This window comes from Luteibacter sp. CQ10 (assembly GCF_040900725.1).
GTDB lineage: Bacteria > Pseudomonadota > Gammaproteobacteria > Xanthomonadales > Rhodanobacteraceae > Luteibacter.
On record NZ_JAEUYM010000002.1, the window covers coordinates 347,333 to 374,125 of the forward strand.

32 protein-coding genes and 1 tRNA gene are annotated in these 26,793 nt (G+C 67.0%); 13 read left to right on the forward strand and 20 right to left on the reverse strand.

The genetic code is table 11. The features are described 5' to 3' along the window. Positions 1-22 precede the first annotated feature (22 nt). The 4 genes from JNG39_RS10405 to JNG39_RS10420 are packed head-to-tail and all read left to right on the forward strand — an operon-like array spanning position 23 to position 4,374. Positions 23-1,213, forward strand: coding sequence for a beta-ketoacyl-[acyl-carrier-protein] synthase family protein (locus JNG39_RS10405; protein WP_368311917.1), 1,191 nt, complete (start codon positions 23-25; stop codon positions 1,211-1,213). Further along, complete coding sequence (locus tag JNG39_RS10410; protein ID WP_368311283.1) at positions 1,210-2,010, forward strand: beta-ketoacyl synthase chain length factor; 801 nt, start codon at positions 1,210-1,212, stop codon at positions 2,008-2,010. Before JNG39_RS10405 ends, JNG39_RS10410 begins: the two co-directional genes overlap by 4 nt. Then, on the forward strand, positions 2,007-2,753 hold the full coding sequence (locus JNG39_RS10415; protein ID WP_368311284.1) for a glycosyltransferase family 2 protein: 747 nt from the start codon (positions 2,007-2,009) through the stop codon (positions 2,751-2,753). The genes JNG39_RS10410 and JNG39_RS10415 overlap by 4 nt, the downstream gene beginning before the upstream one ends. A gap of 25 nt (positions 2,754-2,778) precedes the next feature. After that, positions 2,779-4,374: an NAD(P)/FAD-dependent oxidoreductase gene (locus JNG39_RS10420; RefSeq protein WP_368311286.1), complete on the forward strand. Its 1,596-nt coding sequence runs from the start codon at positions 2,779-2,781 to the stop codon at positions 4,372-4,374. 249 nt (positions 4,375-4,623) lie between these two features. On the opposite strand, the gene JNG39_RS10425 is transcribed toward JNG39_RS10420, so the two are convergent. The 6 genes from JNG39_RS10425 to JNG39_RS10450 all read right to left on the reverse strand — a co-directional run bounded on the left by JNG39_RS10425 (position 4,624) and on the right by JNG39_RS10450 (position 9,523). Continuing rightward, a complete protein-coding gene (locus JNG39_RS10425) occupies positions 4,624-5,058 on the reverse strand; it encodes a phosphotransferase (RefSeq protein WP_368311288.1) in 435 nt (144 codons plus the stop codon). Next, positions 5,033-7,357, reverse strand: a complete 2,325-nt coding sequence (locus JNG39_RS10430; protein ID WP_368311289.1) for an MMPL family transporter — start codon at positions 7,355-7,357, stop codon at positions 5,033-5,035. Before JNG39_RS10430 ends, JNG39_RS10425 begins: the two co-directional genes overlap by 26 nt. Further along, the gene (locus JNG39_RS10435; RefSeq protein WP_368311291.1) at positions 7,354-7,998 is read right to left on the reverse strand and encodes a LolA-related protein; all 645 of its coding nucleotides are present in this window, start codon (positions 7,996-7,998) and stop codon (positions 7,354-7,356) included. Before JNG39_RS10435 ends, JNG39_RS10430 begins: the two co-directional genes overlap by 4 nt. After that, positions 7,922-8,869, reverse strand: a complete 948-nt coding sequence (locus tag JNG39_RS10440; RefSeq protein ID WP_368311292.1) for an acyltransferase — start codon at positions 8,867-8,869, stop codon at positions 7,922-7,924. The genes JNG39_RS10435 and JNG39_RS10440 overlap by 77 nt, the downstream gene beginning before the upstream one ends. Continuing rightward, complete coding sequence (locus JNG39_RS10445) at positions 8,866-9,168, reverse strand: hydroxymyristoyl-ACP dehydratase (protein ID WP_368311294.1); 303 nt, start codon at positions 9,166-9,168, stop codon at positions 8,866-8,868. The genes JNG39_RS10440 and JNG39_RS10445 overlap by 4 nt, the downstream gene beginning before the upstream one ends. Positions 9,169-9,250: 82 nt before the next feature. After that, positions 9,251-9,523, reverse strand: a complete 273-nt coding sequence (locus tag JNG39_RS10450) for a phosphopantetheine-binding protein (RefSeq protein WP_368311296.1) — start codon at positions 9,521-9,523, stop codon at positions 9,251-9,253. A gap of 183 nt (positions 9,524-9,706) precedes the next feature. On the opposite strand from JNG39_RS10450, the gene JNG39_RS10455 reads away from it, so the two are divergent. Beyond that, positions 9,707-10,687 (forward strand): pteridine-dependent deoxygenase, encoded by a 981-nt coding sequence (locus tag JNG39_RS10455; RefSeq protein ID WP_368311298.1) that lies wholly within the window; start codon positions 9,707-9,709, stop codon positions 10,685-10,687. Between the two features lie 86 nt (positions 10,688-10,773). On the opposite strand, the gene glmU is transcribed toward JNG39_RS10455, so the two are convergent. The 13 genes from glmU to queD form a co-directional block, all read right to left on the reverse strand. Further along, positions 10,774-12,153, reverse strand: a complete 1,380-nt coding sequence (gene glmU / locus JNG39_RS10460) for a bifunctional UDP-N-acetylglucosamine diphosphorylase/glucosamine-1-phosphate N-acetyltransferase GlmU (protein ID WP_368311300.1) — start codon at positions 12,151-12,153, stop codon at positions 10,774-10,776. A gap of 78 nt (positions 12,154-12,231) precedes the next feature. After that, positions 12,232-13,308: a DUF748 domain-containing protein gene (locus JNG39_RS10465; RefSeq protein WP_368311302.1), complete on the reverse strand. Its 1,077-nt coding sequence runs from the start codon at positions 13,306-13,308 to the stop codon at positions 12,232-12,234. Positions 13,309-13,410: 102 nt separating this feature from the next. Next, entirely contained in the window at positions 13,411-13,836 is a 426-nt protein-coding gene (locus JNG39_RS10470; RefSeq protein ID WP_144912770.1) for a F0F1 ATP synthase subunit epsilon, read from the reverse strand. A gap of 42 nt (positions 13,837-13,878) precedes the next feature. Beyond that, the gene (atpD, locus tag JNG39_RS10475) at positions 13,879-15,291 is read right to left on the reverse strand and encodes a F0F1 ATP synthase subunit beta (protein ID WP_368311304.1); all 1,413 of its coding nucleotides are present in this window, start codon (positions 15,289-15,291) and stop codon (positions 13,879-13,881) included. 73 nt (positions 15,292-15,364) lie between these two features. Next, positions 15,365-16,273, reverse strand: a complete 909-nt coding sequence (atpG, locus tag JNG39_RS10480) for a F0F1 ATP synthase subunit gamma (RefSeq protein WP_368311305.1) — start codon at positions 16,271-16,273, stop codon at positions 15,365-15,367. A 62-nt stretch (positions 16,274-16,335) separates the two neighbouring features. Continuing rightward, on the reverse strand, positions 16,336-17,886 hold the full coding sequence (atpA, locus tag JNG39_RS10485) for a F0F1 ATP synthase subunit alpha (RefSeq protein ID WP_368311307.1): 1,551 nt from the start codon (positions 17,884-17,886) through the stop codon (positions 16,336-16,338). A 55-nt stretch (positions 17,887-17,941) separates the two neighbouring features. Further along, entirely contained in the window at positions 17,942-18,475 is a 534-nt protein-coding gene (locus tag JNG39_RS10490) for a F0F1 ATP synthase subunit delta (RefSeq protein ID WP_368311309.1), read from the reverse strand. Positions 18,476-18,477: 2 nt separating this feature from the next. Then, complete coding sequence (locus JNG39_RS10495) at positions 18,478-18,948, reverse strand: F0F1 ATP synthase subunit B (RefSeq protein ID WP_144912758.1); 471 nt, start codon at positions 18,946-18,948, stop codon at positions 18,478-18,480. An 82-nt stretch (positions 18,949-19,030) separates the two neighbouring features. Continuing rightward, a complete protein-coding gene (atpE, locus tag JNG39_RS10500) occupies positions 19,031-19,318 on the reverse strand; it encodes a F0F1 ATP synthase subunit C (protein WP_368311310.1) in 288 nt (95 codons plus the stop codon). Positions 19,319-19,396: 78 nt separating this feature from the next. Then, positions 19,397-20,236, reverse strand: coding sequence for a F0F1 ATP synthase subunit A (gene atpB / locus JNG39_RS10505; RefSeq protein WP_144912752.1), 840 nt, complete (start codon positions 20,234-20,236; stop codon positions 19,397-19,399). 3 nt (positions 20,237-20,239) lie between these two features. After that, a complete protein-coding gene (locus JNG39_RS10510) occupies positions 20,240-20,605 on the reverse strand; it encodes an ATP synthase subunit I (protein ID WP_247372487.1) in 366 nt (121 codons plus the stop codon). A 174-nt stretch (positions 20,606-20,779) separates the two neighbouring features. Then, a complete protein-coding gene (locus JNG39_RS10515; RefSeq protein ID WP_368311312.1) occupies positions 20,780-21,106 on the reverse strand; it encodes a phasin family protein in 327 nt (108 codons plus the stop codon). 135 nt (positions 21,107-21,241) lie between these two features. Further along, the gene (queD, locus tag JNG39_RS10520; RefSeq protein WP_144912745.1) at positions 21,242-21,595 is read right to left on the reverse strand and encodes a 6-carboxytetrahydropterin synthase QueD; all 354 of its coding nucleotides are present in this window, start codon (positions 21,593-21,595) and stop codon (positions 21,242-21,244) included. A 155-nt stretch (positions 21,596-21,750) separates the two neighbouring features. On the opposite strand from queD, the gene JNG39_RS10525 reads away from it, so the two are divergent. Then, positions 21,751-22,350, forward strand: a complete 600-nt coding sequence (locus JNG39_RS10525) for a response regulator transcription factor (RefSeq protein ID WP_368311314.1) — start codon at positions 21,751-21,753, stop codon at positions 22,348-22,350. A 41-nt stretch (positions 22,351-22,391) separates the two neighbouring features. Here JNG39_RS10525 and JNG39_RS10530 read toward each other — a convergent pair. After that, positions 22,392-22,468: transfer RNA gene (locus JNG39_RS10530), tRNA-Met, on the reverse strand. A 165-nt stretch (positions 22,469-22,633) separates the two neighbouring features. On the opposite strand from JNG39_RS10530, the gene JNG39_RS10535 reads away from it, so the two are divergent. From JNG39_RS10535 to nudC, 7 genes are all read left to right on the forward strand, one after another. Further along, on the forward strand, positions 22,634-23,176 hold the full coding sequence (locus JNG39_RS10535; RefSeq protein WP_144912740.1) for an RNA pyrophosphohydrolase: 543 nt from the start codon (positions 22,634-22,636) through the stop codon (positions 23,174-23,176). Between the two features lie 50 nt (positions 23,177-23,226). Next, complete coding sequence (locus JNG39_RS10540; protein WP_368311918.1) at positions 23,227-23,436, forward strand: bacterioferritin-associated ferredoxin; 210 nt, start codon at positions 23,227-23,229, stop codon at positions 23,434-23,436. 103 nt (positions 23,437-23,539) lie between these two features. Continuing rightward, positions 23,540-24,022, forward strand: a complete 483-nt coding sequence (gene bfr, locus JNG39_RS10545; RefSeq protein WP_368311315.1) for a bacterioferritin — start codon at positions 23,540-23,542, stop codon at positions 24,020-24,022. Between the two features lie 178 nt (positions 24,023-24,200). Continuing rightward, positions 24,201-24,947, forward strand: coding sequence for a DUF6776 family protein (locus JNG39_RS10550; protein ID WP_368311317.1), 747 nt, complete (start codon positions 24,201-24,203; stop codon positions 24,945-24,947). Beyond that, the gene (locus JNG39_RS10555; protein WP_368311319.1) at positions 24,934-25,368 is read left to right on the forward strand and encodes a polymer-forming cytoskeletal protein; all 435 of its coding nucleotides are present in this window, start codon (positions 24,934-24,936) and stop codon (positions 25,366-25,368) included. Before JNG39_RS10550 ends, JNG39_RS10555 begins: the two co-directional genes overlap by 14 nt. Before the next feature lie 49 nt (positions 25,369-25,417). Continuing rightward, positions 25,418-25,786, forward strand: a complete 369-nt coding sequence (erpA, locus tag JNG39_RS10560; protein ID WP_368311320.1) for an iron-sulfur cluster insertion protein ErpA — start codon at positions 25,418-25,420, stop codon at positions 25,784-25,786. A gap of 10 nt (positions 25,787-25,796) precedes the next feature. After that, complete coding sequence (nudC, locus tag JNG39_RS10565; protein WP_368311322.1) at positions 25,797-26,786, forward strand: NAD(+) diphosphatase; 990 nt, start codon at positions 25,797-25,799, stop codon at positions 26,784-26,786. Positions 26,787-26,793 lie beyond the last annotated feature (7 nt).

Genomic DNA, 26,793 nt, shown 5'->3' on the forward strand with positions numbered 1-26,793 from the left:
GGCTCGCTGCATGCCTCATCCCATGCCTCCCTTGGCCGTCCGGGCCTACACCGCTACCTCGACGCTCGGTCGCGGCCTCGCCGCCCATGCCGACGCCCTCGCCGCCTCACGCGGCGGCCTCACGCCCAACGACGTCAGCAGCAAACCGCTGGCCTGCTGGGTCGGTCGCGTGAGCGGGCTGGAAGATTCCCCCCTGCCCGGCGAATGGACCGAGTGGGACTGTCGCAATAATCGCCTCGCCTGGATCGCCCTGCAGCAGGACGGATTCGCCGATGCCGTGCGTGACGCGCGCGCACGTTACGGCGCGGCGCGCGTGGCCGTGCTCCTGGGTACGTCCACCTCGAGCATCGGTGCCACCGAAGAAGGCTATCGCCGGCTGGAGCAGGGGCGCATGCCGGCCGACCTGCACCGTCCGGCACTGCACTCGCCGCATTCGCTCGCCGGCTTCGTCGCGGCGTACTTCGATCTCGAAGGCCCGTGCCTCACCGTCGCCACGGCATGCTCGTCGAGCGCGAAGGTGTTCGCCAACGCCGAGCGGATGATCCGCCTGGGCCTGGTCGACGCCGCGATCGTCGGCGGTACCGATACGCTCTGCGACAGCGTGCTGTTCGGTTTCAATTCGCTGGAACTGGTCTCGCCCGAACCGTGCCGCCCCTTCGATGCCGGGCGCCAGGGCATCTCGCTCGGCGAGGCCGCCGGCTTCGCCTTGCTCGAGCGCGTGCGCGAAGGCGACGACGCGCCGCTGTTCGTCGGTTACGGCGAGGCCAGCGACGCGCACCACATGTCCACCCCGCACCCGGAAGGGCTCGGCGCCGAACTCGCGCTGCGCGATGCGCTGGCGCGCGCGGGACTCGCGCCGGAAGACGTGGATTACATCAACCTCCACGGTACCGCGAGCCAGAAGAACGACGAGGTGGAGGCCGCCCTGGTCGCGCGGACGTTCCCTGCATCGACGCGGGCCAGTTCCACGAAGGGGTTCACCGGGCACACGCTGGGTGCCGCCGGCATCCTGGAAGCCGCGATCACGCTGCTGGCCATGCGCGATTCGCTGGTGCCCGCCAACCTCGGCGCCGTGTCGCCCGATCCGGGCTGCGGACCGCAATTCGCCTGGCAAGCCGAACATGCCGACGTTCGCATCGCATTGAGCAACTCGTTCGGCTTCGGCGGAAACAACGCCTGCCTGGCGTTCGCCCACGCAGGAGCCGCCTCGTGAGCCCCGCGCTGACCGTTTGGGTGAAAGGCATCGGCTTGTGGGCACCGGGTGCCGCCGACTGGCACGCCTTCGTCGACATCGCGCGCGATGCCGCCTCACCCGGTTCGACGGAGCGGCCGGTCGCCGACGTGCTGCCGCCGAACGAACGCCGCCGCGCACCCGAGAGCGTCCTGCTGGCCGCCGCCGCCGCGGGCCAGGCCGTGCGCATGAGCGGTCTCGATGCCGCCACCCTGCCCTGTGTGTTCGCTTCGGCACATGGCGACCAGGCGATCACCGACTACATGTGCGAAACGCTCGCGACGGCGCCCACCGAACTGTCGCCCACGCGGTTCCACAATTCCGTACACAACGCGCCCGCGGGCTACTGGACCATCGCCACGCGGTGCCATGCGTCGTCCAGTGCCATATCCGGCGGCGAAACCTCGTTCGGCGCCGCGCTGCTGGAAGCCGCCGCGCTCGCCGTCGCCGACGAGTGCGACGTGCTGCTGGCGAGCTACGACATCGCCGGCACCGGCCCGCTCGGCGAGATGACCAGCAGCACCGGCCCCTTCGCGTCGGCACTGGTGCTGTCGCCGCGTCCCGAGGGCGCGGCTGCCTGCCTGCGCATCTCGCCGGAACCCGGCAACAGCGGTATGGAAGCCAGCGGCGACGAATGGTTCGACGCCATCGTGGCGAGCAACCCCAGCGCCCATGGGTTGCCGCTGATGGCCGCGCTGGCCCGTACCCGATCCACTGCGCTGCGCATCGGCGCGGCGCGCGGACTCGATCTCCACGTCGACCTGGCCTTCGCCGCATGAGCCCGGTCCACGGTTCGTGCTGCGTGCTGATTCCCTGCCTCAACGAGGAGCGGGCGATAGGCGGAGTGGTGGCCGATGCACTGGCACTCGGCCTGCCCGTCATCGTGGTGGACGACGGCTCCGACGACCGCACGCCGGAGATCGTGGCCGCCCTGCCGGTCACGCTGCTGCGCCATGCCCACCGCCGCGGCAAGGGTGAAGCGCTGCGCACGGGTTTCCGCGAAGCGCTGCGCATCGGTTACGACAGCGTGGTGACGATGGACGGCGACGGGCAGCATCTGGCGTCGGATATCCCAGCCATCCTCGAGGCCAGCCGCCTTTACCCCGGCCGCATCGTGATCGGCGCACGCCTGCTCAACCGCGAGCAGCAACCCACGGGACGGCGCCGGGCCAACGCGGTGGCCGACTGGGGCATTTCATGGGCCTGCGCCTGCCCTATCGCCGATACGCAAAGCGGCCAGCGCCTGTATCCGCGCGCCGTGCTCGACCTGGTCGACCTGCCCGCCGAGCACTTCGTCTTCGAGGCGGCCCTGCTCATCACGGCCTGCCGCGAACGGGGGATCGACGTGGTCTCCGTGCCCATCGCTTCGCGCTACCAGGGCAATTTCCGCCTGAGTCATTTCAAGCCGGTGCGTGACGTGACCCGCATCACCACGTATACCATTGGCCGACTGATCCGCTACGGCAGCATCCTAGCCAGCTATCGGCGCTCGCGCGCCGCGCCCACCATCATCGCGCATTGACCATCCACGCCGGGGGAACGCACGCATGGAAAGCACGACGCACGAGGCCATCATCATGGGCGGAGGGCTCGCCGGCCTGTCGCTCGCCATGCAACTCAAGCGCGAATACCCCGACATCGACGTCGTGGTGCTCGAACGCCAGAAGCGCCCCCTGCCCGACGCGGCCCACAAGGTCGGCGAATCCACGGTGGAGATTGCCGCGCACTACTTCACGGACACGCTGGGCCTGCGCGACCACCTCGAGCAGGCGCACATCCGCAAGTTCGGCTTCCGGTTCTTCTTCTCGGAGGGGCGCGACGATTTAGCCAACGTCACCGAACTGGGCGTCAGCGCGGTGCTGCCTACGCCGAGCTACCAGATCGACCGCGGCATCCTTGAAAACTACATGGGTGAGGAAGCCCGCCGGCGGGGCATCGATTTTCGCGAGGGCGTGACGGTGCGCGGCTTCGATATCGCCACCGACGACGCGTTGCACGCCGTGCGCTACGCCGATGCCGACGGCGAACACGTATTGCGGGCACGCTGGCTCATCGACGCGTCCGGCCGCGCGGGCCTCATCCGGCGCAAGCTCGACCTCACGCTCGACAACGGCCATCACGCCAACGCCGTGTGGTTCCGCATCGACGAACGCCTCGCCATCGACGGCTGGTGCGACGACGCCGAGTGGCAGGGCCGTTGCCACCCGCCCGAGCGCTGGCGTTCCACCAATCACCTCGTGGGGCCCGGGTATTGGGTGTGGCTGATTCCCCTGTCGTCCGGTGCGCATTCGGTGGGCATCGTGGCCGACGCGGCCATGCATCCGCTGGACACCATGAAGACGTTCGACCTCGCCCTCGACTGGCTGCGCAAGCACCAGCCGGTCGTCGCCCGCGAGGTCGAGAAACACCAGGACAAGCTGCTGGACTTCGCCTTTTTCCGCAACTACTCCTACGGTTGCTCGCGCATGTTCTCGGCGCATCGCTGGGCGCTCACGGGCGAGGCCGGCGCCTTCCTCGATCCGTTCTATTCGCCGGGCAGCGACTTCATCGCCATCGCCAACACCTACATCACGCTGCTGGTCGGTTACGACCGCCAGGGCGTGTCCATCGCCCCGCATGCGCGACAGTACGAACGGCTGTTCCTCACGTTCTACGAGAGCACGTTGCGCATGTACCGCGGGCAGTACAACCTTTTCGGCGACCCGGAAGTGCTGCCGATCAAAGTGATCTGGGACTACGCGTATTACTGGGGCGTGCTCTGCCAGATCGTGTTCCAGAATCGCCTCGGCGACGGCGCGTTCATCGCCCGCATGGGCGACGACCTGGTCGCCGCTTCGGAGCTCAATACGAGGATGCAGGCGTTCTTCCAGCGCTGGCACGCGTGCTCCGATCGCCGCAACCCCCGCCAGATGCTCGACCAGCGCGACCTCACCTGGTTCGCCGACATGAACCGCACGCTGCACGATCAGCTCGACGACGCGTCCCTCGCGGAACGACTGCACGACAACGTGGCGATGATGCGTTCGCTGGCGGCATGCACCGTCGAACGGGCCGGCGCGGATCACCCGGAATTGTTCGAGGGCATGGAGGATCTGGTCGGAGAGGACGCGGGGCGGGCGATGTACGAGGAATGGGTGGCCTGAGCTTTCGCGAAAACCATCGCGCCTCGCCGTAGGCACCGGCCTGCGCCGGTGCGACGCTTCATCTCACGTCGAGGTATCCGTCCCTCACGTCGCATCGGCTCAGACCGGTGCCCACGGCGAGAGGCGTACTCGGGCGACAGGGTCTCAGGCCATGAGACGAGGGCCGTGCAAACTTTCCCCATCGACCCGGAAGGGGCCGGTCAGGCTCCTCATCAGTCACCCTTTCACGCAACCCCTCCGGGTCGATGATCAGACGCGCGGGTGAATCACCGCCGCGCGCCCCGAAGCGATCTCCCGCCCCTCGTGTTCGATACGGAACGTGTATTGCGCGCCCGACTCGTCGGCGATGAGGCACTGCGCGTGCACGTCGAGACGGCCGGACAGGTCGTCGATGCGTTCCACGGCCAGCTTCACGCCTCGAAGGCTCACCAGCATGCCCGGGCGCGGCGCCGTGGCACCGCCTTCCCTCGCCTTCAGCGCGCCATGCACGGCCATCGCCTGCGCGCCATACTCGGCCAGGTGCACCGCGTGCAACCCGCGTGCGCCACGCAGCGGATGCGTAGGCGAAACGTGGCTCGTGCTGAACGCGTGGATGCCCGCGTCGTCGAACGACAGCACTCCATCCAGCAAGCACATGTCGCCCGCGTGGGGCACGAGATCAAGGAAGTCGGTCTTCGCGAGCATGCGGCGCCATGAGGATCGATAGACAGAAGTGGAAGGCTACACCCAGCGCCACGGTGAGACCGATGGCGCGCAGCACGGGAATGCTCGACCAGGCCAGCATGCCGAACACCAGCAACGCGGACAGCACGCACACCACCGTGGCGTGCAGGGTGCGCCGCTGCTCGGCGGGATCACCCGTGTCGCGTTCGAAGAACAACGCATAGTGCAGGCCCAGCCCGGCGGCGAGGATCAGCGCCACCAGGTGGAACAGCGACACGGGAATGCCCGCCACGCGCTCCACGGCGAGCACCAGGAACGTGGCGAGGGTCATCGGCGCCAGCACGTGCCAGGCGCGGCGCAGGCTGCGCAGGGCGAGCGTGATGGTGACGAACAGCAAGGCCGTGGCCGCGAGCACCGCATGCAATATGCGGGTGCGATAGGCGGCCACGAGCGATTCGGAAGCGTCCTTCAGGTCGAGCAGCCTCGCCTGGCCACCGGCGTCGCGCAGCGCGGCGGCGATGGCGGACGGATCGCGCACGCCGCTCAGGGTGGAGAGCCCCACCCAGTGACCGGCTCGCGGCACCAGCATCGCGGCGAGGCGCTGACCGAGGGGCGAACGCGAGAAGGCTTCCGGCGTGAGCGGCGGCAACGCACGCGCGGCCGCCACGTCGCCCTCGAAAGGCGCGAAGAGGTCCTTGCGGAACGGCATGCCGGCGAGCGCCGCCGACAACGCCTTGTCGAGGGTGGCGCGATCGGGCAGCTTCGCCTGCCTGGCACGTTGCGTGGAAAGATCGGGCAAAAAGACCGACGGCAATTCGTAACCGTCGAGGGCCTTTCCATCCACGAGCTTGCGCAACGGTGCCTCGAGCTTCTTCGATGCGACGAGCACGCCGTCGGCCGTCGGCGCTTCCACGATCAGCAGGTAGCGCACGTCCGGCGCGCCGAGTTCGCCGCGCAAGCGCGCGTCGGTCATGAGCAGGTCGCGCGGCAGCGGCGTGAGCGCGGAAAGATCGTTCTGCCAGAACGGTCCGGGCGCGAAGACGAGCATCGCGGCCACGGCGATGGCGATGGGCAACGGCAGCCAGCGAGGGCGCGGCAAGCCATCGAGCCACGCGCGAAAACGGGCCAGTCCCGGGGTATCGGCCACGTCGCGAGCCTGTTCCGGCAGCAGGTGGGGAAGCAGGTAGCGCGTGCTGAAGCCCGCGGCGAGCAGGCCCGCAATGGTGAACACGGCCAGCTGCTTCAGGCCGCCGACCCCGGAAGCGTAAAACGCCAGATAGGCGATGCAGGCCGAGGCGATGGCCGTCAGGAGCAGCGGCCACAAGCCACGCGCACTCGCCACTGCCGATTCCCCGGCGCGTCGATGGCTGAGCACGCGAATGGGATATTCCTGCGCCACGCCGAGCAAGGTGAAGCCGAAGGCCAGCGTGATGCCGTGCACCTCGGGGAACATCGCCAGCAGGGCCACGATGCCGGCGAGCGCACCGGTCGCCACCGGCAGGGCTCCGAGCAGCAGGCTGCGCACGCTGCGATAGGCCAGCAGCATGAGCACGACGAAACCGATCGTCGAAATGCGTCCGATCCAATCGGCCTGATCGCGGGTCTGCGCGTTCACCACCACGGTGAAATAACCCGGTCCGCTCAGGGTCAGTCGTGACTTCCCGCTCCCCGGCAGCGCCGCGAAGGCCTTGCGCAGGTGGTCGATCGCCTCGCCCTGCGCTCCCGGATCGAAGCCCGCCCCGCGCGTCTGCGCCAGCAGCAAGGCCTCGCCTTTGGAGGAAAACCAGACACCGTCGCGCACGTCGGGCGAGTGCGGCGGCGTCCAGCGTTCGGCGAGCTTCAGCGTTTCCAGCGTGGGATCGCGCGGCAGCAATCCCTTAAGCAGGGAGGCGGCGGGCGAGCCGAGATCGTCGAGACGTTGTTCCAACTGGTCGGCGAGGAAACCCTCGTCGAAGGCGGTGTCGTCCAACGTGGGCGAGAGCAGGTAGCGGTAAGGCAGCAACGTGGCGTCGAGCATGCCGAGATCGAAGTCGCCGTTTACCACCTGCGTGAAGGCCGGATCCTTGCGCAGGGCACCGGCGAGGCCTCGGCTCAGTGCCGCCTTGTTCGCCTCGTCGCCTCCGTCGATGGCGACGAGCAACAGGCGGGAGCCGGGGCCCTCACCCACTTGCTCCATGAGCAGCTTCTGGTCGGGCGTGGTCGGGGCGGGCATGAAGCTGCGCAGGTCGGTACCGACGTGCAGCCGCGTCGCCGCGAACCAGCCCAGCGCGGCCAACGCCGCCAACCACAGAACGAGTAGCGCCAGCCGCCCCCTGCTCACATCGCGCCGCCGCACTGGGCGATCAGTCCCTCGCGGGTCGGCTCGGCAGGCATGTGCGCGGCGAGGTCACCCAAAAGGTCGATGGAGAGGTCGCCGTCGGGCTCGTTCATGCGCAGGCATCGCGGCGTGTCGCCGCTACCGTAGACCTGGAGGCTGGCCACCTGCTTGGCCAGCCGCGTGTCGCGAGGCGTGAGCGTGAGTGCCCATCGATCCGCGTCGCGTCCCAGCGATACGTCGAAGGCATCGCCCAGACGCGACGCATCGCCGCCGAGCAAGGCCACGAAGCTGTCGAGCAACAATTTCAGTTGCGGCGCGCGTTTGAGCGAAAAACTGCGCGGCTTGCGGCCTTCGCGCGCTTGCGTGACTTCGCCGTCGGCGATGGTCGCCGTTTCCTTCGCGGGCTTGTCGACGCGACGTTCCAGGCGGTCGCCGCCGAGCCACGACAGTTCGCCGGATACCACCAGCGGCTTGTCGAGCACCCGCATGAAGCGCGCTTCGGCGAAGGCCGTGCGCGCGGGCGCGGGGCGACGCAACGTGGCGACCAGCGCGTGGGCGTCGTCGGCGTCAGGCGTCGGAGTGGCGAGGCACGTGAGCGGAAACAGCAGGCCCGTCAGCAGCGCCCATTTCTTGCCAGAAGTCATAGAAATTGAACCAGTTGAAGGGATACGTGCGGCAATAGTGCTCCACCCGGGACGCGTAACGCGTCACCACGGCATCGAGCGCCTCGGCCCGACCGACCCGGGGTATGTCGATGCTCTCGGCGAAAGGCTCGAAGACCAGCTTGTAGCGGTTGCCGCCCAGGTACAGGCCCATGCATACCATCACCGGGATCTTCAGGGCCGAAGCGAGCAGCCAGGGCCCCACCGGGAACGGTGCCGGGGTGCCGAGGAACGACACGATGCGCGAGGATTCACCGGGATGCCCGCGGTCGGCGAGGAGGGCCAGCATGGCGCCCTGGGACGCGCCCTCGGCCATGGCCAGGGCCACCGAGGTGCCGCCCCGCGAGGCATCGATCACCGCATCGCCCACATCGGGCGCCAGGGCTTCGAGCACGGCGGTGAGTGCCGGGGTTTTCTGCTTGTCGAGCACCACGCGCAAGGCCACGTCGGGCCGGCGTGCGCTGAGTGCGCGCAGGGCCTCGAAACTGCCTTGGTGCGAGCCGATCAGGAACACGCCCTTGCCGGCGTCGAGATGCCGGTCGAGTTCGGCGAGACCCTCGACCTCGACGACGAAGTCGCGCTCGCCGCGGGCAAGGAAAAACAGGCGATCGAGCAGCGTGGCGGCGAACAGATGAATGTGGTGGAACACGTCGCGCGAGGTCACCGGGCGGTCGAGCACGCGCTCGAGATACAGCCGCGAAGCAAGCCGCTCGTCGGCACGGCGCAGAAAGAAGTACCCCGCGATGGGATACAGCAGCAGGCGCGCGACCCGACGCCCGAAGCGCAGCGCGATGCAACGAATCAGCCAGATGGCGAACCAGCCGCCGCCCTCACGCTGCCGCCAGTGGCTCATGCGGCCTCCAGCGTGCCGCGGGCCAGCACTTCGCCGTCGCGCCGCACGACGAAGCGGCAGCGGGAGTCGTCGGCCATGTCCAGCTCCAGCGAGGCGTCTTCGCCGGGCAGCAAGGGAGCGAGGAACTTGGCGTCGGCCACCTGTGCCACGCCCCGGCCACGCCATTCGCGCAACGCCTCGGCCGCCGCCTCGAGCAGCAGCACCCCGGCGACGATGGGGCGGCCGGGAAAATGCCCGGCGAAGCTGGGATGCGCGGCGTCGAAGCGCAGGGCACTGACGAAGGGCGTGGGATCGGTCATCGGCGGGCTCAGGACGCGGGGCTTCGCGACAGGGTTTGCCGGAAAGCAAACCACGCCCCGTGCAATGCGACGTGAACGGCGATCAGGCCGCCGCGCGGTGCTGTTCGATGTGCTCGGACAGCGTCCGAAGGTTCGTGAAGATCGTGCGGTTGTCGGGGTTGTCCGACTTCAGCTGGAAGCCGTAACGCTTGGAGACGGCCAGGGCGATCTCCAGCGCGTCGATCGAATCCAGGCCGAGGTCGCCACCGAACAACGGCGCGTCCGGCTCGATGTCTTCGGGCTTGACCGTTTCGAGGTTGAGGCTGGTGACGATAAGTTGTGCGAGTTCGTTCTGTGCTGCGGTCTGCGTTGCCATCGGTATTTCCAGGTGCTGGATATGCCTGCCTCCCCCCGGATGGCAGCGGCCGCGGAGTGTAACACAGGCGCCTGGACGCCCCGGTCGCGGGGCATTCAGGCACGTGAAGCGCCCACACGGATGCCCACGTGACGCTGACACGGGAAAGCTATCATGTGGCTTCGTACCGTCAGGGAACCCACGATGCCATCAGGTCGTGACATGCGCGAGCCCGCGCCCACCTCCGCCCCGCCCTCGCCCCGGATCGGCTACCGGCCCACGGGCGCCGCCCCCGGGAACGGCACGCTGGCCCTGTTCCGGTTTTCGACCTCACCGTCGCCCGACGATGCCCGCGTGCTCCATGTGCCGTTCGCCGGCCTCGACACGCTGCTGGACGAGGTCTGGCTCGTCGACGGGGCCGTCCACCACGGCCGGGACGGCGGGCTTCGCTGGTCGCGTGGCGGCGGTTGGCTGTTCGCGGCCATCGACGTTCGCGAGGACGACCACGGCGGTCTCGAACACGCCGCCGCCCACGCCTACGAGGCCTTGTCGCGCCTGGTCGCGGCCTCCGCCGAATGCCACGTGCAACGCATCTGGAATTACCTGGGCGCGATCAACGACGGCGAGGGCGACGACGAACGCTACAAACACTTCTGCACCGGGCGCATCCGTGGCATGGGGGAGATCTTCGCGCAGGGATTCCCGGCGGCCACCGCCATCGGCCACCATGGCCCCGACGGATGGCTCCAGGTTTATCTTCTGGCCACCGACCGGCCCGGTACGCGCGTGGAAAACCCTCGCCAGGTGAGCGCCTGGCGCTATCCCCGTCAGTACGGCCGCACGCCGCCCAGTTTCGCCCGGGCCACGCTACTGCCCGAGGATGACGTGCTGGCGATCTCCGGCACCGCCGCCGTCGTCGGGCATGCGTCGGCGCACGTGGGCGACATCGTGGCGCAGCTGGAGGAAACCGCGCGCAACCTCGATGCGCTACTGGACGCGGGCGGCTTGCCGCCGGGTTTCGACGCGAGGGCGCCACTGAAGGCCTACGTGCGCCATCCGGAACATGCCGACGCGGTGCGCGCGTTCGCGGCCGCACGATGGCCGGAGGCACCCTTGATCATGGTGCACGGCGATATCTGCCGATCCGAATTGGTGGTGGAGATCGACGGCTGGCGGTACCGGTAAAGAGGCGCCGCACCGGCGCCGCGTCATCGCCGTCCCATGAACCGAGGCCGTAAGCACCGGCCTGCGCCGGTGCTTACGGCGCTTCGTCAGGACTTCTTCGTCGGCCGATGCCAGCCTACCACCGTGGCCTGCCGCGCCCGAGCCAGCGTCAACGCACCCGTCGGCGCATCGCGCGTGATCACCGAACCCGCGCCGATGGTGGAGCCGTCGTGCAGCGTCACCGGCGCGACCAGCGAGCTGTTGGAACCGACGAATACGTCGTCGCCGATGGTGGTGCGGCTCTTGTTCACCCCGTCGTAATTGCAGGTGATCGTGCCCGCGCCGATGTTCACCTTGCGACCGATCACGGCGTCGCCGAGATAGGACAGGTGGTTGGCCTTGGAGCCCTCGGCGATGCGCGCGTTCTTGGTTTCGACGAAGTTGCCGATGTGCACGCCCTCGGCCAGGTCGGTGCCGGGACGCAGGCGCGCGAACGGGCCGATGACGCACGGGCCATGCGTGACCACGCCGTCGAGGTCGCAGTGCGCGAGCACCACGGTGCCCGCGGCGAGCGACGCGTTGCGCACGCGCGTGAACGGCCCGATGCGCACCTCGTCACCGAGCGCGACGTCGCCCTCGAGGATCACGTCGACGTCGAGCTCGACGTCGCGTCCCGTCGTCACCGCTCCCCGCACGTCCAGTCGCGCGGGATCGGCCATGCGCACGCCGGCCAGGGCGAGCTCGCGCGCCATGCGCTGGCGATGGAAGGCTTCCAGTTCGGCGAGCTGCCAGGGGTCGTTGGCACCGGACGCCTCCACCGGATCCCCATCGACGCAGGCGGCGGGAGCGCCTTCGCTGGCCGCCATGGCGAAGACATCGGTGAGGTAATACTCCCCCTGCGCGTTCGCGTTGCCGAGGCGGCTCGTCCAGGCCAGCAGTTGCCCGGCCTGGCCGCAGACGATGCCCGTGTTGACGAGGTCGATGGCCTTTTCCGCCGCGCTGGCGTCCTTTTCCTCGACGATCTGGCGCACCTTGCCCGCGGCATCGAGCACGACGCGGCCATAGCCCGTGGGATTGTCCACGCGGGTGGCCAGCACGGCGAGCGTGTCGGCCCCCTGGACCAGCCGGCCGAGGGTTTCCGCGCGAATCAGCGGCACGTCACCATAGAGCACCAGGACGCGCCCCTCGAGCTGCCCACGAGCCTGCATGGCTTCCAGGGCCGTGCGCACGGCATGGCCGGTACCCAGGCGCTCGGTCTGTTCGATCCAGCCCAGCGAGGCGTCTTCGGCGAAGGTGTCGCGCACCTGCTGGCCATGGTGGCCGTAGACCACATGGATACCCGCCGGGCCCAGCTGGCGGGCCGCGGCGATCACATGGGCCAGCAAGGGACGCCCGGCCAGGGGCATCAGCACCTTGGCGCGGGACGACTTCATGCGCTTGCCCTCGCCGGCGGCGAGGATCAGGACGTGCAACGGTTCAGCGGTCATGGAGATCGGGCCGTGGAAAAACGTGGGGCGAACTGTCGCGCGTTTCGGGGGCCGATGCCAAGTCGACCGACGGACAGGTCACTCGTCCTTCGGCCGTTCGGTCAGGTGTTCGAGGTTGGGCTTGTAGGCCTTCACGAAGGCATTGCGCAGCACGCCGAGAATGGCTTCGCTCGCGGACATGTTGCGGTCGTCGATGCTGCCGGAGATGGGAACGCGCGTGGCGAACTGGTTTTTTTCCTGGTTCTTGAAGAGCTTCGACACACCTTCGGCGACGGCTTCGTAAGCGATCTTGAGCGGGCCTTTCTTGTCCTGTTCGACATCCTGCTTCCAGCTGAAGATCTTCAAGCCATGGAACAGGGGCTTGGCGTAACCGTCGAGACGCCGGTCCTTGGCCTGCAGTTCCATGATGAAATCGCCTTCGCCGCCAGCGAAATCGAGCCCGGAATAGGCCCTCACCAGGTCGTTGGCCTTCACCAGCTTGATGTTGCGCACGGTGAGTTCATAGCGGAAATCGCCGAGCCTCTCGAGCGGATCGAATTCGGCGCGCGCCTGGAGCGGCGCGTCGCCCAGCACCTTGGCCGTGACGCGCAGGTGCGCCACGCGCGAACCGCCTTCCCGCTGCACGTTGGTGAGGTTGGTGACCTGCCCGTCGACATCGGTCATCTTCAGGTCCACCTTGGGACTGGAGACGAAATTGTGGAAGGTGACCGTGCCGCCGACGACGTTCAATTCGTCGATGCGGGTCGGCACGATGGCACGCAGTTGTTCACGCCAGTCCACGCCTTTACCAGTCTGCGTGTCACCTTCACCTCGGCCGTCGACGAAGTTCAGCACCGGATGGAAGAAATCGACCTTGCCGCGCAGGCGCCCCTTGGCCAGGGCACGCCAGCTCAACGCGATGTCGGTACGCGGCGCCTCGAAGAGCGGAACGGGCACCTTGCCGTCGACCTTGACGATCTTCAGCGCATCCAGCGAATAGGCACCACGCCACAGGTGGATGTCGATGTCGTCGATATGCCCGGTGTAGGAACCCATGCGAGCGAGGCGGCCGTTGAGCTGGTCGAGCACCACGTAAGGCAGCGCTACACGCGCCGCCACCAGCACGGCGGCGACGATCAGGAGAATCCACAGGCTGCGGCGGTAACGACGATGCATGCCCGGCAGTGTGAAGGCAGCCGGATCATGAATAGATGAAAGCGGGTGGAATCCGGCGGCCCGGACATGAAAAACCCCGCCGGAGCGGGGTTTTCGAAGGGCTTAGTGCTTGAGCGTCTTTCGCATGCGCTCCAGGGCCTGGAGCTGGGCGAGGGCCTCGGCCAGCTTGGCCTGGGCCTCGGCGACGTCGAGCTGTTCGCCGCGGTTGGCCAGGGCGGCCTCGGCTTCTTCCTTCGCCTTCAGGGCGGCCGCCTCGTCGAGGTCGGCCGCGCGGGCGGCCGTGTCGGCGAGGATGGTGACCACCTGCGGCTGCACCTCGAGGATGCCGCCGGAGACGTAGAACTGCTGGCGGTCGCCGTTGCTGCCCACCACGTCGACGTGGCCGGGCTTCAGGCGGGTGATCAGCGGAGCATGACGCGGCGCGATGCCCAGCTCGCCAAGCTCACCGGTGGCGACCACGAGCGTGGCTTCGCCGGAGAAGATCTCGGCTTCGGCGCTGACGATGTCGACGCGGATGGTATGGGTCATGGGCTTGGTTCCGTGAAGTAAGGGAAGGGACGAAAAAGGCGCTTACGCGGCCTTCTTCGCACCCATCTCCTCGCCCTTCTTGATGGCCTCGTCGATGCCGCCGACCATGTAGAAGGCCTGCTCCGGCAGGTAGTCCACGTCGCCGTCGACGATCATCTTGAAGCCGCGGATGGTGTCCTTCAGCGGCACGTACTTGCCCGGCGAGCCGGTAAACACTTCGGCCACGTGGAACGGCTGCGAGAAGAAACGCTCGATCTTGCGCGCGCGCGACACGGCTTCCTTGTCTTCCTGCGACAGCTCGTCCATGCCGAGGATGGCGATGATGTCCTTGAGTTCCTTGTAGCGCTGCAGGGTCTGCTGCACGCGGCGGGCCACGTCGTAGTGCTCCTGGCCGATCACGCCCGGATCGAGCTGGCGGCTGGTGGAGTCCAGCGGATCCACGGCCGGATAGATACCCAGCGAGGCGATGTTACGGCTCAGGGTCACCGTGGCATCGAGATGCGCGAAGGTGGTGGCCGGCGACGGATCGGTCAGATCGTCCGCGGGCACGTACACGGCCTGGATCGAGGTGATCGAACCGGTCTTGGTCGAGGTGATGCGCTCCTGGAGCACGCCCATTTCCTCGGCCAGCGTCGGCTGGTAACCCACGGCCGACGGCATGCGGCCGAGCAGCGCGGACACTTCGGTACCGGCCAGCGTGTAGCGGTAGATGTTGTCGACGAAGAGCAGCACGTCCTTGCCCTTGCCGGTCTCGTCCTTCTCGTCGCGGAAGTACTCGGCCATGGTGAGACCCGTGAGCGCCACGCGCAGGCGGTTGCCCGGCGGCTCGTTCATCTGGCCGTACACCATCGCGACCTTGTCGAGCACGTTGGAGTCTTTCATCTCGTGGTAGAAGTCGTTGCCCTCGCGGGTACGCTCGCCCACGCCGGCGAACACGGACAGACCCGAGTGCGCCTTCGCGATGTTGTTGATGAGCTCCATCATGTTCACGGTCTTGCCCACGCCGGCGCCGCCGAACAGGCCGACCTTGCCGCCCTTGGCGAACGGGCAGATCAGATCGATGACCTTGATGCCGGTCTCGAGCAGTTCGCTGGCGGCGGCCTGGTCGTCGTACGACGGGGCTTCGCGGTGGATGACCCACTGCTCCTGCTCGCCGATCGGGCCGGCTTCGTCGATGGGGTTGCCGAGCACGTCCATGATGCGGCCGAGGGTGGCCTTGCCGACCGGCACCTTGATGCCTTCGCCGGTGTTCCTGGCGACGAGGTTGCGGCGCAGGCCGTCGGTGGAACCGAGCGCGATCGTGCGCACGACGCCGTCGCCCAGCTGCTGCTGCACCTCGAGGGTGATGTCGGTGCCTTCGACCTTCAGTGCGTCGTAGACCTGCGGCACCTGGTCGCGCGGAAATTCGACGTCGACGACCGCGCCGATGATCTGGACAACTTTACCCTGGCTCATGGATGTGCTCCGGATGAATCTTCTTAAGGTTTTCGGTAGCGGCGCCGCTTCCGCGTCGCCTTGGCTTGTTCGTTTAAACCGCGGCGGCGCCGCCGACGATTTCCGAGATTTCCTGGGTGATCGCGGCCTGACGCGCCTTGTTGTAGCTGAGCGTCAGTTCGCCGATGACCTTGGTGGCGTTATCGGACGCCGCCTTCATGGCGACCATGCGCGCGGCATGTTCGCTGGCGAGGTTCTCGAGGGCCGCCTGGTACACCACCGACTCGATGTAACGCGTCATCAGGTGCTCGAGCACCGTGCGGGCGTCCGGTTCGTAGATGTAGTCCCAGTCGTGCGTCTGCTCGACCTTCACGCCCTCGGACGCGGCGCCGTCGGCGTTCTCCAGCTCGTTGGCGACCAGCGACAGCGGCAGCAGCGCGTCGATGCGCGGCTTCTGCACGATGGTGTTCACGAAGTCGTTGTAGCTGAGGAACACGCGATCGAGCTTGTTCGCGCCGTAGGCGTCGAGCACGACCTTGATCACGCCGATCAGGTCTTCGAGCTTCGGTTTCTCGCCCAGGTGGGTGGCCGTGCCGATGAGGTTCACGCCCTTGATGCGGCGGAAGAACTGCACGGCCTTCTGGCCGATCGCCACCACGTCGATCTCCACGCCCTTGCCCTGCCACTCGCGGATGTTGGCCAGCGCGCGGCGGAACAGGTTGGAGTTGAGGCCGCCGGCGAGACCGCGGTCGGTGGAGACCACGATGAACGCCACGCGCGAGACGTTTTCACGCTCGGTGAGGAACGGATGGGTGAAGTCGGTGCTGGCCTGGGCGACGTGCGCGATGACCTTGCGCATGAGGCGCGCATACGGGCGCGAGGCCTTCATGAGGTCTTGCGCCTTGCGGATCTTCGACGCCGAGACCATTTCGAGCGCACGCGTCACCTTGCGCATGTTCTGCGTGCTCTTGATCTTGGTTTTGATTTCGCGGCCGCTTGCCATGGCTTACTCGTCTGTAAAGGGTGACGCTGCGGGGCGGCGGCGCCGCCCCGCGTGGGTATCGCTTACCAGCTACCGGTCTTCTTGAACTCGTCGGCACCGGCCTTGAAGGTGGCTTCGATGTCCTTGTCCCAATCGCCGGTGGCGTCGATCTTGGTCATGAGATCGCCGTGGTTCTGGCGGAAGAACGCGTGCAGGCCCTTCTCGAACGGCAGCACCTTGTTCACCGGCAAGTCGTCGAGGTAGCCCTTCTCGGCGGCGAACACCGACAGGCCCAGCTCGGCGAGCGACAGCGGCGAATACTGCGCCTGCTTCATCAGCTCGGTAACGCGCTGGCCGCGGTCGAGCTGCGCGCGCGTGGCGGCGTCGAGGTCGGACGCGAACTGGGCGAACGCGGCCAGCTCACGGTACTGCGCGAGGGCCAGCTTCACGCCGCCGGAGAGCTTCTTGACGATCTTGGTCTGGGCGGCGCCACCGACGCGCGACACCGAGATACCGGCATTCACCGGCGGGCGGATACCCGCGTTGAAGAGGTCGGTTTCCAGGAAGATCTGGCCGTCGGTGATCGAGATCACGTTGGTCGGCACGAAGGCCGAGACGTCACCCGCCTGGGTCTCGATGATCGGCAGCGCGGTGAGCGAGCCGGTCTTGCCCTTCACTTCGCCGTTGGTCATCTTCTCGACGTACTCGGCGCTCACGCGCGAGGCGCGCTCGAGCAGGCGCGAGTGCAGGTAGAAGACGTCGCCCGGGTAGGCTTCGCGGCCCGGCGGACGCTTGAGCAGCAGCGAGATCTGGCGGTAGGCGACGGCCTGCTTGGAGAGGTCGTCGTAGACGATCAGGGCATCTTCGCCGCGATCGCGGAAGTACTCGCCCATGGCGCAGCCGGAATACGGCGCGACGTACTGCAGGGCGGCGGCTTCAGACGCCGAGGCCACCACCACGATGGTGTTCGCCAGCGCGCCGTTCTCTTCGAGCTTGCGCACGACGTTGGCGATCGAGCTGCGCTTCTGGCCGATGGCGACGTAGATGCACTTAATGCCCGAGTTCTTCTGGTTGATGATCGCGTCGATCGCCACGGCGGTCTTGCCGGTCTGGCGGTCGCCGATGATCAGCTCGCGCTGGCCGCGGCCGATCGGGATCATCGAGTCGATGGACTTGTAGCCGGTCTGCATCGGCTGGTCGACCGACTGGCGCCAGATCACGCCCGGAGCCACCTTTTCGATGGGGCTGCTGCCGGCGGCGTCGATCGGACCCTTGCCGTCGATGGGGTTGCCCAGCGCGTCGACGACGCGGCCGAGCAGGCCCGGGCCGACCGGCACTTCGAGGATGCGGCCGGTGGTCTTGGCGGTATCGCCTTCGCGCAGGTGCTGGTACTCACCGAGCACCACCGCGCCGACCGAATCGCGCTCGAGGTTCAGCGCGAGGGCGTAGGTGTTGTTCGGCAGCTCGATCATTTCGCCCTGCATCACGTCGGCCAGGCCGTGGATGCGCACGATGCCGTCGGACACGCTGATGATCGTGCCTTCGTTGCGTGCCTCGGCGCCGAGCTTGAACTGCTCGATGCGGGTCTTGATCAGCTCGCTGATCTCGGACGGATTGAGAGTGGTGCTGGACATGGTCGGTTCCTTGGGTTGCGCCGCTAGCGGCACCCGGTGGTATGAGAATCTCGTATCAGTGCGTCAGCGCGCCGGCCAGCCGTTGCAGGCGGCCTCGCGCCGAACCGTCGATGACCTGCTCGCCCGTGTCGATGACGACACCGCCGAGCAACGTCGGATCGACGTGCGTATCCAGTTCGATCTCGCGCTTGAAGCGGCGCTTCAGCGAGGCGCGAAGCTGCTCCGCCTGGGCGGCGTCGAGATCGAGCGCGCTCGTGACCTTGACCTTCAGGGTCGACTCCGACTCCAGCTTGTACTGGTCGTAGAGCGCGGCGATGTCAGGCAGGAGCGCCATGCGGCCGTTCTCGGCCACTTCCTCGAGGAAGCGGGCGAACGGTGCGTCGGCGGCCATGCCTTGCGGAAGATGGATCGCCACGAGCTGCGACGGCAGCACGCGCGGATCGTTGCCGAGGCCGGCGACCTGGGGGTCGACGGCGATCGCGGCGGCGAAGTTGAGCGCCGCCGACCAGTCGGCGAGCGCACCCGACGCGTGCGCCACCTCGAAGGCGGCGCGCGCGTAGGGACGGGCGAGGGTGAGCGCCTGGGCCATGATCAGATCTCGGCGGCGAGCTGGTCGAGCAGCGCCTTGTGGGCCGCCGGATCGATTTCACGCTGCACGATCTTCTCGGCGCCCTGCACGGCGAGCTTGCCCACCTGCTCACGCAGCTGTTCACGCGCGCGCTGGGCCATGGAGGCGATCTCGTCCTGGGCTTGCGCCTTCAGACGGTTGATTTCCTCGGTGGCTTCCACGCGAGCCTTCTCGATGATGGCGTTGGCCTGGGCCTGCGCACGATCGATGATCTCGGTGGACTGCTGGCGAGCCTGCTTGATCTCGGTGGCGACCTTGGCGTCGGCATCCTTGAGCTCGGCACGCGCGCGCTCGGCGGCGGCCAGACCCTCGGCCACCTTCTTCTGGCGCTCTTCGATGGCACCGTTGAGCTGGGGCCAGATGAATTTGGTGGTGAACCAGACCAGGATCGCAAAAGAGATCATCTGGCCCAGGAAGGTCATGTTGATTTCCATGATCTCTCCGAAAGACTCCGAACGCTTGTGTACAGACGACCGCCGTGACGCCTGGCGTCACGGCGGCGGAACGAACGGTTTCTTAGCCGCCGACGGCAGCGCGGATCACGCCGGTCAGCGGGTTCGAGAACGCGAAGAGCAGCGCCACGGCGAGGCCGATGATGAACGCCGCGTCGATCAGACCGGCGAGCAGGAACATGCGGCCCTGCAGCAGCGGAACCAGCTCGGGCTGACGGGCGGCCGACTCGAGGAACTTCGAGCCCATGACGGCGATACCGAGACAGGCACCCAGGGCGCCGAGGCCGATGATGATGCCGATGGCGATGGCGGTCATGCCCTGCACGTGGGCGAGAAGCGAGGCGAGTTCCATGGTGATCTCCTGGGATATCTAGAGCGAAAGGTTGAAAAGAAAACGAACTGAAAAGGGGTGGAACGTCGGTGCGGTGAGTTAGTGGTGTTCCCGCGCCGTGGCGATGTAGACGATCGTCAGCATCATGAAGATGAACGCCTGGAGGGCGATGATCAGGATGTGGAAGATCGCCCAGGCCGTGTTGAACACGACGCCAGGCACGAAGCTGATCCAGCTCACCATCAGACCGGCAATCAGCATGAACACCAGTTCGCCGCCGTACATGTTGCCGAACAGTCGCATGGCCAGCGACACGGGCTTCGACAGGGTTTCGACGACGTTGAGAAGGAAGTTCGGGATCACCAGCACGAGCTTGGCGATCGGGTTTTCCGCGTGGAAGGGCGCGGTCATCAGCTCCTTGGTGAAGCCGAAGCCGCCCTTGGCCTTGATGCCGTGGCCGATGACGATGAGCAGCACGGCCACCGACAGGCCTACCGTGGTGTTGATGTCGGCGGTGGGCACCAGGCGGAAGTACGTGTGGTGGGCCACCTCATGGCCGGCGAAGGTCTGCACCAGCCAGCCGGCGAGATCCACCGGCAGGAGATCCATCGCGTTCATGAAGAACACCCACATGAAGATCGACAGCGCCAGCGGCGTGACCGTGCGACGGTCGCCGTGGAAGGTGTCCTTCACCTGGGTGTCGACGAACTCGACGGCCAGCTCGACCAGCGCCTGGCCCTTGGACGGCACGCCCGAGGTGGCCTTGCGCGCGAACAGCCAGAACCACAGGCAGAAGACCACGCCGAGGCCGAACGAGATGATGATGGAGTCGGCACGGAGGTTCCAGAACCAGAAATGATCGGCGCTGAAATTCACCGTCATGTGGTTCAGGTGGTGCTGGATGTATTCGGTCAGACCGCCCTGCGGTTCGCTCGCCATGCCTCAACCCTTGAATCTGAATGCAAATACGTTGACCGCGTAGCCCGCCACCAGGCCCACCAAGGCGGGTAAGGGTGGCAGCTTCCATTGAACCAGGATGAGAGCCAGTCCACCGATGAGGATGATCCAGCGAAGGATCATGCCCACGAGGAACCGCGCAAACGTTGCTCCCGCCCCACCCAGCGCACCGAACGCTCGCGCGGCAAGCAGCGCGGTGGCGATGGCGACGATCAGGGCGCCCCCAAAAGCAGCCAGACCCGCCGGCCGCCCTTGAAGCATGAAAGCGAGCCCTACGACCACGGCTACCACCAATTGCGCGATGACGATGCGCTTGGCGAGATGACGACCGGCTGCAAGGCTGTTGAGCAACGCGAGGCTCCCGTGGTTTCGCTCGAGGCGGCACCAGCTTTGGATCAACGGGCCACGGTTTAATCCGGAAAAGTATACCAGCGGCGTAAACGACTGGACAAGCGAGGAAAGGGCAATACCACTCGCCGGCGCGACGGCAGCGTCGCGTCGTTGGGATGCCGCGGCGACGGGGAATCAGGCCCGGGCGGGCCGACCCACCAGTTCACCGAGCGACGTGGCCGTTTCCACGGCCACGTCGAATATGTCTTCCGCCGCCGTCGCGGCACGCTCGACGCCTTCACGTTGCAGGTGTTCACCGCGCGCGAGCACGGCGCGCAAGGTGTCGGCATTGGGTGCGAGCATCGCATCGGCCATGAGGCCGGTGGCCGCGCGGGCGTGGCCTTCCATCGCCTGCAGTTGCAGGTCGGCGACACGCTCCATCCCGCGCCAGGCAAGCGCCTGGGCCGCGGCGGCCTGCTCGACGAAACGGGCGAAATCGGCGTAACCGTTTGCGTGGGACATCGAGATCAACCGCCGGGGAACGGGGAGGTGCCGGAGTGTAGACCCCGGTGCTGCAAGGCAGCAACCTTAATTTGTTGCGATGGCAGCTATCGTCTTGCCGAAAATCGGCCTAGGTCGCCGTCCCGGCGAGACGTATCAGGCCGTGTATTCCGCCCCCGAGGTGCACGTCTCGTGCACCACCACCTTGCACAGCAGCGGCACGTCGGGCCGCAACCGCTCGAAGATCCAGCGGGCGAGGCTCTCGCTGGTGGGGTTGTCCAGGCCCTCGATATCGTTGAGGTAGTGGTGGTCGAGCCGCTCGTAGAGCGGCTTGAACCGCGCCTTGAGGTCGCCGAAGTCCATCACCCAGCCAAGGACGGGGTCGACGGGGCCCTCCACATGGAGTTCGACGCGGAAGGAGTGTCCGTGCAAGCGCGAGCATTTGTGCCCTTCGGGCACATTCGGCAAGCGGTGGGCCGCTTCGATGTTGAAGGTCTTGAAGATACGCATCCGCCGATTGTAGCCGACGCGGCTTTCTTCACGACCTGGTTCGCAATTTCATGCGTCGCGGTGGACTTTTTCGCGAGAAAAGGTTGCAGTGGAAACTTCCGCGGCGGCAAGGGGGCCGCCCAGGCAAACCAACCGCGTCCACCAGGAGGCCATCGATGTGCCTTGGTCGTGAGTCGCTCGACGGTCCGCCCACACGTGGACTGGCCGAAGAAGTGTTCGCCACCCTGCCGTGGCCCTGCATCGTCTGTCCACGCGACGGCTGCCCGGCCGTCATGTCCAACGAGGCCTTTCGTCGCGAATTCGCCGCCGACCTGCAATCCGACTTGCCCGACTGGCTCGCCGCGCACCTCGTGCAGGGCCCGTCCGGCGAGGAGCTTCGCCTGGACGATGCCCGCCGATACCGGGTCACGAGGCAGACGATCGACCTGCCCCCGAACGCCTACCAGGCCATCTTCCTGGCGCCCATCGTCGAGGACGAGCCCGCCGCCGAGGAGCCCGTGGCGAACGGTTTCGCCGCGCTCCGGCCCGACCTGAGCCTCACCCGCCGGGAATCCCAGGTACTCGACGGCATCATGAGCGGCAAGCTCAACAAGGTGATCGCCGGGGAACTGAACATCAGCCCCAAGACGGTGGAACTGCACCGGGCCAACCTGATGGCCAAGCTGCGCGTCAACAACGTCGTGGAACTGGCACGCGCCGTGTTCGACGCATCGGCGTTCGCGCGCACCGACGAGCCGCTTCCCGAAACGGGATGAAAAAAAGCCGCACCCCGGGGGATGCGGCTTCTTCAATGACATGGTGGCTAGAGGCGGGCTCGAACCGCCGACCTCAGCATTATGAGTGCCGCGCTCTGACCAGCTGAGCTACCTAGCCGAAAACCTGGTCGTTGCGCCCCGGTGGGGAGCGCAAGGCCGGGCAGTTTAATCGCGGTTGACCTTCCGTTCAAGCCTCGCCTTGCCCCTCCTTCCGGCGCTGTGGTTGAATCAGCCCACCCGCGCAAGGTTTTTCGTTTTGCGTGGCAGGGTTTACGGAGGGCGGATGATCGACGCAGATGGCTATCGACCGAACGTGGGTATCGTCCTCCTCAACGGGGACGGGCGCCTGTTCTGGGCGCGCCGCGTCAACCGCGACGGCTGGCAGTTCCCACAGGGAGGCATGCGCAGCGACGAGACCCCGCTCGAGGCCATGTATCGCGAGCTGGAAGAGGAAACGGGCCTCAAGGCCCATCATGTCGAGGTGCTGGCCGAGACCCGGGGCTGGCTGCGCTACCGCCTGCCCAGCCGCTTCGTGCGCCATCACCAGCGCCCCACCTGCATCGGCCAGAAGCAGGTCTGGTTCCTGCTGCGCATGGTCTGCACCGAAGAGGCCTTGAGGCTCGACGCCTGCGAGAAGCCCGAGTTCGACCTCTGGCGCTGGGTCGATTTCTGGTACCCCGCCCACCACGTGGTGAATTTCAAGCGCCAGGTCTACGAGCGCGCCCTGCGCCAGTTCGCGCCCACCGTGGAGACGGTCTGCCGGGTCGAGGTGGGCCTCTGTCCGCAGCAGGGCGAGGCCTTGCGCCGGGCCGCCGAGAGCGGCTGACACCCGTGTTCACATTTGCGCAGTTGACAATCGTTCGCATTCGCGTTCGAATGCGCGCCATGTACATCTGCATGTGCAATGCCGTCACCGACCACGCCATCCGCCGCGCCGCGGCCGAGGGCGTGAACTCGTTCGCCGAGATCCAGGCCCGCACCGGCTGTTCCGACTGCTGCGGCGCCTGCGAAACGGAGGCCCGCCAGTGCCTGCGTGATGCCGTCGCGACGCATGCGGGCCTCGGCTTCCTGCCGACCCCGGCCTGACGCCCCCGCGCGCCGCGCGGACGCAAACCGTCTTCATTCGCGTTACGTCATCGCCTTTTCGGGCGACGTATAGTCGCACCCTGCTTACCAGGGAGATCCCACGATGAAGGGCGACGCGAAGGTCATCGAATACCTCAACAAGGTGCTCTACAACGAGCTGGCCGCCATCAACCAGTACTTCCTCCATTACCGGATGTTCAAGGACTGGGGCTACAACGAGCTCGCCAAGCACGAGTACGAGGAGTCCATCGAAGAGATGAAGCACGCCGACAAGCTGATCGAGCGCATCCTCTTCCTCGACGGCCTGCCGAACCTCCAGCATCTGGGCAAGCTGCGCATCGGCGAAAACGTGGTCGAATGCCTGCAGGGCGACCTCGACCTCGAAATGATCGCCATGACGGACCTGCGCGAAGCCATCGCCTACAGCGAAGGCATCCACGACTTCGTGAGCCGTGATCTCTTCAAGTTCATCCTCGGCCAGGAGGAAGAACACGTCGACTGGCTGGAAACCCAGTTCAGCGTCATCAAGGACATCGGCCCCGAGCGCTACATGCTCAGCAAGATCGGGTCGATCAACCACGATTGATCTCACGTCCCTTCGGCGCCTGCGGCGCCGGTGTGACGCGCGACCCGCGGGCGCTCCGTCGCAGGCACCGGCCGCGACGGCGCGCCCCGCACCGCGGATGCGCGACCCGCGTCCTTGACCGTTTCGAAACACAAGGGATATATCATCGATCCTTTCACGTTTCGTGCACGGAATTCCCATGCCACCACGCCAACCGCCACGGTTCGTCGTGCGGACGCTCGGCGACGCGGCACATGAGCGGCGCCGGCGCCTGATCCTGGGCGGCGCCTGGGTGGCGAGCGTCGCCATCGCGGCCGTCCTGGGCGCGTGGCTGGGGGCTCGAAGCCATCCGCCCGCTTCCGCCGATCGCGCCGTTCCCCGCCAGCTCGGCGCCGATGACGACGAGCTGCGCCAGCACATCGCGAATCTCCAGCGCGCCGCCCAGGTAGGCGACGTCGCCACGCGGGAACTCAAACGCAACCTCGCCGAGCGCGACGAGGAAATCAGCGGGCTCCGCACCGACCTCGCCTTCTACTCGCGCCTGGTCGGCAGCAACGGCCAGCGGGAAAGCCTGCGCATCCAGGGCGCGCGTACCACGCCGGTGAAGGATTCGCCCCAGGCCTGGAACCTCACCGTCACCCTCACCCAGAACGCCCGGCGCGGCGATCTGGTGAAGGGCAAGGTGCACCTGGGCGTCGAGGGCATCCAGGGCGACAAGGTCGCCACGCTCGAAGGCGCCGCCCTGGGCCAGGGCGGCGGAGACCACGACCTGCCTTTTTCGTTCAAGTACTTCCAGCAGGTCCAGGGGACGTTCACCCTTCCGGAAGGATTCCAGCCGACCCGCCTGCGGCTGACCGCCTCCACGGCCGATAACGACAAGGTCGCCGCCACCATTCCCTGGGCCGATGCCACCCGCAACGAGGAGATCGACGATGTTCAACGCTAACCGGAAGAACCAGGCCCCCGCCGTGAGCGCCGCGGCCACCAGCCTCATCGCGCGTGGCGTCACCCTTCGCGGCGACATCGAGTTCAGCGGCGCGCTTCACCTGGACGGCATGGTGGAAGGCTCCATCCACGCCGAACCGGGCAGCGACAGCGTTCTCACCATCAGCGAGACCGGACGGGTCATCGGTCGTATCGAGGCGCCGCATGCCGTCATCAACGGCAGCGTGAAGGGCGACGTGGACGTCGCCGAACGGCTGGAACTGGCGGCGATGGCCTTGATCGAGGGTGACGTGCGCTATCAGGTGCTGGAAATGGCGGCCGGTGCCCGCGTGAACGGCAAGATGATCCACAGCGCCCCACTGACCGTGCGCCAGCTGGCCGAAAACGCCACCGGCCCCACCCGCGCCCTGACCGAGGCTTGACCTGACACGGATCGGCGCCATCATGGACGGTATGAACAATCCTTTCCCCATGGCTCCCACCGCCCCGGCGCCGGACTACCGTTCGGCCGGCGCGCCACTGGTCTTCACCGAGGCAGCCGCCCGCAAGGTGCACGAGCTGATCGAGGAGGAAGGCAACGCCTCGCTCAAGCTGCGCGTGTACATCAGCGGCGGCGGCTGCTCGGGCTTCCAGTACGGCTTCACCTTCGACGAGGAACAGGCCGAGGACGACCTCGCCATTTCCCGTGACGGCGTCACCCTGCTGGTCGACCCACTTTCGCTGCAGTACCTCACCGGCGCCGAAATCGACTACACCGAATCGTTCAGCGGTTCGCAATTCGTCATCCGCAACCCCAACGCGAAGACGACCTGCGGCTGCGGCTCGTCCTTCAGCGCGTGAGCTGCCCCGCGTGAGCGTCGAGGCCGAACGCGACAAGGCGATGGCGACGCGTGCCCGCGAGAACGTGTTCGGCGGCGTCGACATCGACCGCATGGCCGAACGCCGCGACGACCGTCTTTGGGTGGAAGACACCGAACGACGGGCCGATGCGCACTTCCTCGTACTCGATACGGAAGGCCGGACGTTCGTCCAGGCGGAGGTCGACCGGCCCTGCTGGATGACGCCGAGCATGCGCGCCGAGCGATTCGGCGACGTACCGTCGACCCTGCTTGGCCTCGCGGGCGGAAACGCCTGGTTTACCCTCGTGCTCGACGAGGCGCATGCCGAGGTCTATGCCACGCTGACCCGCGCCCGTCGCATGTCGTTGCGCGAGGCGGGCCTGCTGTTCGACGCGTTCGACGCCGGCCTGTTCGCCTACGCCAAGGGCATCACCCACTGGCAACGGCAGACCCGCTTCTGCAGCCTGTGCGGTGCGCCCACGCTGCTCGTATCCAGTGGCCACCGGGCGCAGTGCACCAACCCGGATGGCCCCCACCTGCACTTTCCGCGCACGGACGCCGCGATCATCGTCATCGTCGAAGACGGCGACGCCTGCCTGCTGGGTCGCCAGCGCGGCTGGCCGCAAGGCCGCTATTCCACGCTCGCCGGATTCATCGAACCGGGCGAATCGCTCGAAGATGCCGTGCGCCGTGAGGTGCGCGAGGAGTCCGGCGTGGAAGTGCTCCATGCCACGTACCACTCGTCGCAACCGTGGCCGTTGCCCGCATCGCTGATGGTGGGCTTTACCGCCACCGCGAAAACCCGGGAGATCCGCCTGCGTGACGATGAGCTGGAAGATGCGCGCTGGTTCACGGTCGACGACATCGTGCGCGGCATGACCGAGGGTACGCTGGGCGTTCCACCGCCCCTGTCCGTCTCCTACCGGCTCATCGAACACTGGCTCGCGCTTCGCGGCGTCAGCCTCGACGAGTTGGTCGCCGAGACCGCCGGAAAGGCGTGAACGAATA